This window comes from Malikia granosa, assembly GCF_002980595.1.
GTDB classification, from domain to species: domain Bacteria; phylum Pseudomonadota; class Gammaproteobacteria; order Burkholderiales; family Burkholderiaceae_C; genus Malikia; species Malikia granosa.
The window spans coordinates 1-4,032 of record NZ_PVLQ01000083.1 but is presented as its reverse complement, the minus strand read 5'-3'; the positions used below and the strand labels follow the sequence as shown (position 1 = coordinate 4,032).

Below are 4,032 nucleotides of genomic sequence, written 5' to 3'. Positions count from 1 at the left end.
GTCCTGCGCCAAGCTGTTCGCGACCGAGATGCTGGGTCGCGTCGCCGACCGCGGCGTGCAGGTGCACGGCGGCGCCGGCTACATCAACGAGTACCCGGTCGAGCGCTTCTACCGCGACGCACGCCTGCTGCGCCTGTACGAGGGCACGACCCAGGTCCAGCAGCTCATCATCGGCCGCGAGCTGCTGCGCCAGGCGGCATAAGCCCAGCCGGCACAAGCCGGCATGGTCCATGCACCGGACAGTGGGTGGCCTATCCCGCTGCTTCCTTGTCCGTCTGCGGGCGCCGCCAGCCCGGCGGCTGAGTCTGCTGTTGCGCGGCTTTCGCCAGCAGCCAGGACTTGAACAGGGTCAGCGCCGGCCGTTCGGGCAGGTCGGGCTGCACCAGGTAGTAGCTGCGCCGGCTCAGCACCGGGTGGGCGCTGGCGACCACCAGGCTGCCCGAGGCCAGCTCGGCCTCGATCAGCAGCGTCGGCATCAGCGCGACCCCGAGTCCGTTCGCCGCTGCCGCCACCTGCATCGAATACTGCTCGTAGCGCGGCCCTGCCATCGCGCGCAGCGCATCCACCCCCTGGCTCTCGAACCATTGGCGCCAGGCGTCGGGCCTGGTCGACTGCTGCAGCAGTGGCAGCTCGGCCAGCGCGGCCGGGCTCAGCTCGCTGCGCCCGCGCAGCAGGGCCGGGCTGCAGACCGGCACCACGACTTCCTCGAACAGCGACAGCGCGCGCGTGCCGGCCCATTGCCGCACCTGGTCGTCGGTGCCGGCAAAGATGGCGGCGTCGACGCCGGTGTCGCCAAACAGGAAGGGGCGGGTCTGGGCATCGATATGCACCGTCAGTTCGGGCTGTTCGCGCGCCAGCGTGGGCAGGCGCGGGATCAGCCAGCGCGTCGCCAGCGTCGGCACCACGGCCAGGGTCACGCTCTCGCCCTGGCCGCGCCGGCCCATCAGGTCGAGCGTGTCGCGCTCGAGCGCGTCGAGCCGCTGCGCGACCTGGCGCGCGTAGTCGGCGCCGGCCGGGGTCAGCGTCATGCCATGCTGGGTGCGCCGGAACAGCTCGACGCCGAGCGACTCCTCGAGCGTGGCGACCTGGCGCGACACCGCGCCCTGGGTCAGGAACAGTTCCTGCGCGGCGCGCGTGAAGCTCTGGTGCCGCGCGGCGGCAACGAAGCAGATCAGCGCCTGGGTCGAGGGCAGCTTTCTTCTCATCCGTGGCAGCCCGTGTTCAGGCCGAGGGACTGGCCGTTTCCAGTTCCCAGCGCCAATAGTCCTCGCGCAAGTAGTCGTCGCCCAGCTCGCCGCCGCCCGGGACCTGGTAGCGGCCGCGGGTTTCGCGCGCGACCCAGCGGCCGAGCCCGGGCGCGAGCCAGAGATCATCGTGGCGCACCGTCTCGAGCCGGTTGTGATCCTCGTGCTCGAGGCGGATCAGCCGCTCGACATGCAGCGTGTCGAAGGCCTGCTGGCCCAGCGTGACCCGCTCCCATCCGCGCTGCCGCACCGAAACGCCGATCCAGTAGCGGAACGATCCACCGTCCTGGCGGTAATGGCCATGGGTCGTGCTCCATCCGCTCGCCCCGAGGCTGGACGGCCACAGCGGCACGGGGGCTTCGAGGTTGAGCGGGTAGTCCCACACCGGGTCGCGCAGCAGCTGGCCCCAGCGCGCATGCACCTCGTCGGGCAGCGGCTGGCCCTCGGCGCTGCGCCGCTGCAGCGTGACCCGGCCGTCCTGGCCGACCTCGGTCACGGTCTCGACCAGGGTGGCGACCTGCTGCGAGTTGTAGCCATTGAGCTGGCGGTAGCGCCAGCTCTGCCCGACCTGTGCCGCACGCAGCGACGGCAGCGGCTCGGGTGCCGCCAGCGGGCGGCGCGACAGCGGTGGCAGCGGCTGGATCGCGCAGGCCACGGGCAGGGCGGCAAGCGACAGGATGGCGTGACGGCGGGTGATGGGCGGCATTGGGGTGTCCTGCAGCAGGAGGGCGTGCACAGTCTAGCGGCAAGCCATGCCGATCCAGCGCGCCACAACGGCCCGGCTTCAAATTCCCTGGCCTGAGCAGGTGCTGCGCGCGCCCCATGCCCGGCGCAGCCAGCGTCACGAGAGCGGCCCGGAACCGGTCGGTCCTTGTGGCTGGAACAGCTTTCTTCTCATGTCTGATCAGCCATCATTCGGGTTTTCCCGCATAGGTTGGCAGGAATCTTGGCTTGAGATATGCGATCTTCTCATATATAGTTGCGAAAGATTCGTGCCAGACGTTGCGGATCGGAACTACCATGGATTCGTCAATCCCTTGTTATCCGCATAATCCGTACAGAGGAGCCGCCATGAGTGCCAATGCCCGTTTTTCCTGGTCCGATCCCTTTCAACTCGAAAACCAACTGAGCGATGACGAGCGTCAGGTGCGCGACGCCGCCAATGCCTATTGCCAGGAAAAGCTGCTGCCGCGTGTGCAGCTGGCCTTCCGCAACGAATCGACCGACCCGGCCATCTTCCGCGAGATGGGCGAGCTCGGCCTGCTCGGCGTGACCATCCCCGAGCAGTACGGCGGCTCGGGCCTGAACTACGTGTCCTACGGCCTGGTGGCGCGCGAGGTCGAGCGCGTCGACTCCGGCTACCGCTCGATGATGAGCGTGCAGTCCTCGCTCGTGATGGTGCCGATCAACGAATTCGGCACCGAAGAACAGAAGCAGAAATACCTGCCCAAGCTGGCGCGCGGCGAATGGATCGGCTGCTTCGGCCTGACCGAACCCAACCACGGCTCGGACCCGGCCAGCATGATCACCCGCGCCCGCAAGGTGGCGGGCGGCTACTCGATCAGCGGCGCCAAGATCTGGATCACCAACAGCCCGATCGCCGACGTGTTCGTGGTCTGGGCCAAGGACGACGAGGGTGCGATCCGCGGCTTCATCCTCGAGAAGGGCTGGAAGGGCTTGAGCGCACCGGCCATCCACGGCAAGGTCGGCCTGCGCGCCTCGATCACCGGCGAGATCGTGATGGACGAGGTGTTCTGCCCCGAGGAGAACGCTTTCCCGACCATCCGCGGCCTGAAGGGCCCGTTCACCTGCCTGAACTCGGCCCGCTTCGGCATCGCCTGGGGTGCCCTGGGTGCGGCCGAGGACTGTTACACCCGCGCCCGCCAGTACGTGATCGACCGCCAGCAGTTCGGTCGTCCGCTGGCCGCCAACCAGCTGATCCAGAAGAAGCTGGCCGACATGCTGACCGAGATCAGCCTGGGCCTGCAGGGCTGCCTGGCGCTGGGCCGCATGAAGGATGCCGGCAAGGCGCCGGTCGAAGTCACCTCCATCCTCAAGCGCAACAGCTGCGGCAAGGCGCTCGACATCGCCCGCATGGCGCGTGACATGATGGGCGGCAACGGCATCAGCGACGAATACGGCGTGGCCCGCCATCTGGTCAACCTCGAGGTGGTCAACACCTACGAAGGCACCCACGACGTGCATGCACTGATCCTGGGTCGCGCCATCACCGGTCTGGCGGCATTCGCCAACTGATAATCTCCAGCCATCACCAGGGAACCCGCAGATGAACGCAGAAAACGGATACGACATCGAAGACCTGCAAGTGGGCATGACCGCCACATTTGCCAAGACGATCACCGAAGCCGACATCGTGCTGTTCGCGGGTGTCTCGGGCGACAACAACGCGATCCACACCAACGAGGAGTTCGCCCGCAGCACGATCTTTGGTGGCCGGATCGCGCATGGCTTCCTGTCGGCCAGCGTCATCTCGGCGGCAGTGGCGAACCGCCTGCCGGGGCCGGGTACCGTCTACCTCAGCCAGTCGCTGAGGTTCCGGGCCCCGGTCAAGCCGGGTGACACCGTCCATGCGACGGTCACCGTCAAGACCTTGAATCTCGAAAAGGCCAGGGCCGAACTCGACACGGTTTGTACCGTCAACGGCAAGGTCGTCATCGAGGGCGAAGCGCTGGTGATGACCTCTTCCTCGGTGCGTCGTGCAGCGACAGCGGCCAAGGGCTGATCAATTTCACATCTGGAGCAAAACATGAAGATCCTCGTCCCCGTC

At 67.4% G+C, this 4,032-nt stretch carries 5 protein-coding genes; 3 read left to right on the top strand and 2 right to left on the bottom strand.

From position 1 onward, the window contains the following. Positions 1–202: acyl-CoA dehydrogenase family protein (locus C6P64_RS15615; protein ID WP_281257975.1), on the top strand; the 202-nt coding region annotated here is incomplete at its 5' end. A 49-nt stretch (positions 203–251) separates the two neighbouring features. Here C6P64_RS15615 and C6P64_RS15610 read toward each other — a convergent pair. Both C6P64_RS15610 and C6P64_RS15605 read right to left on the bottom strand, forming a co-directional pair. Beyond that, positions 252–1,205 carry a LysR substrate-binding domain-containing protein gene (locus tag C6P64_RS15610; protein WP_105749471.1) on the bottom strand — a complete coding sequence of 318 codons (954 nt, stop codon included), beginning with the start codon at positions 1,203–1,205 and terminating at the stop codon, positions 252–254. A gap of 16 nt (positions 1,206–1,221) precedes the next feature. Further along, on the bottom strand, positions 1,222–1,950 hold the full coding sequence (locus tag C6P64_RS15605) for a hypothetical protein (protein WP_105749470.1): 729 nt from the start codon (positions 1,948–1,950) through the stop codon (positions 1,222–1,224). A 365-nt stretch (positions 1,951–2,315) separates the two neighbouring features. Here C6P64_RS15605 and C6P64_RS15600 point away from each other — a divergent pair, with 365 nt between their 5' ends. Beyond that, the gene (locus tag C6P64_RS15600) at positions 2,316–3,500 is read left to right on the top strand and encodes an acyl-CoA dehydrogenase (RefSeq protein ID WP_105749469.1); all 1,185 of its coding nucleotides are present in this window, start codon (positions 2,316–2,318) and stop codon (positions 3,498–3,500) included. Positions 3,501–3,531: 31 nt separating this feature from the next. Further along, complete coding sequence (locus C6P64_RS15595) at positions 3,532–3,987, top strand: MaoC family dehydratase (protein ID WP_105749468.1); 456 nt, start codon at positions 3,532–3,534, stop codon at positions 3,985–3,987. Positions 3,988–4,032 lie beyond the last annotated feature (45 nt).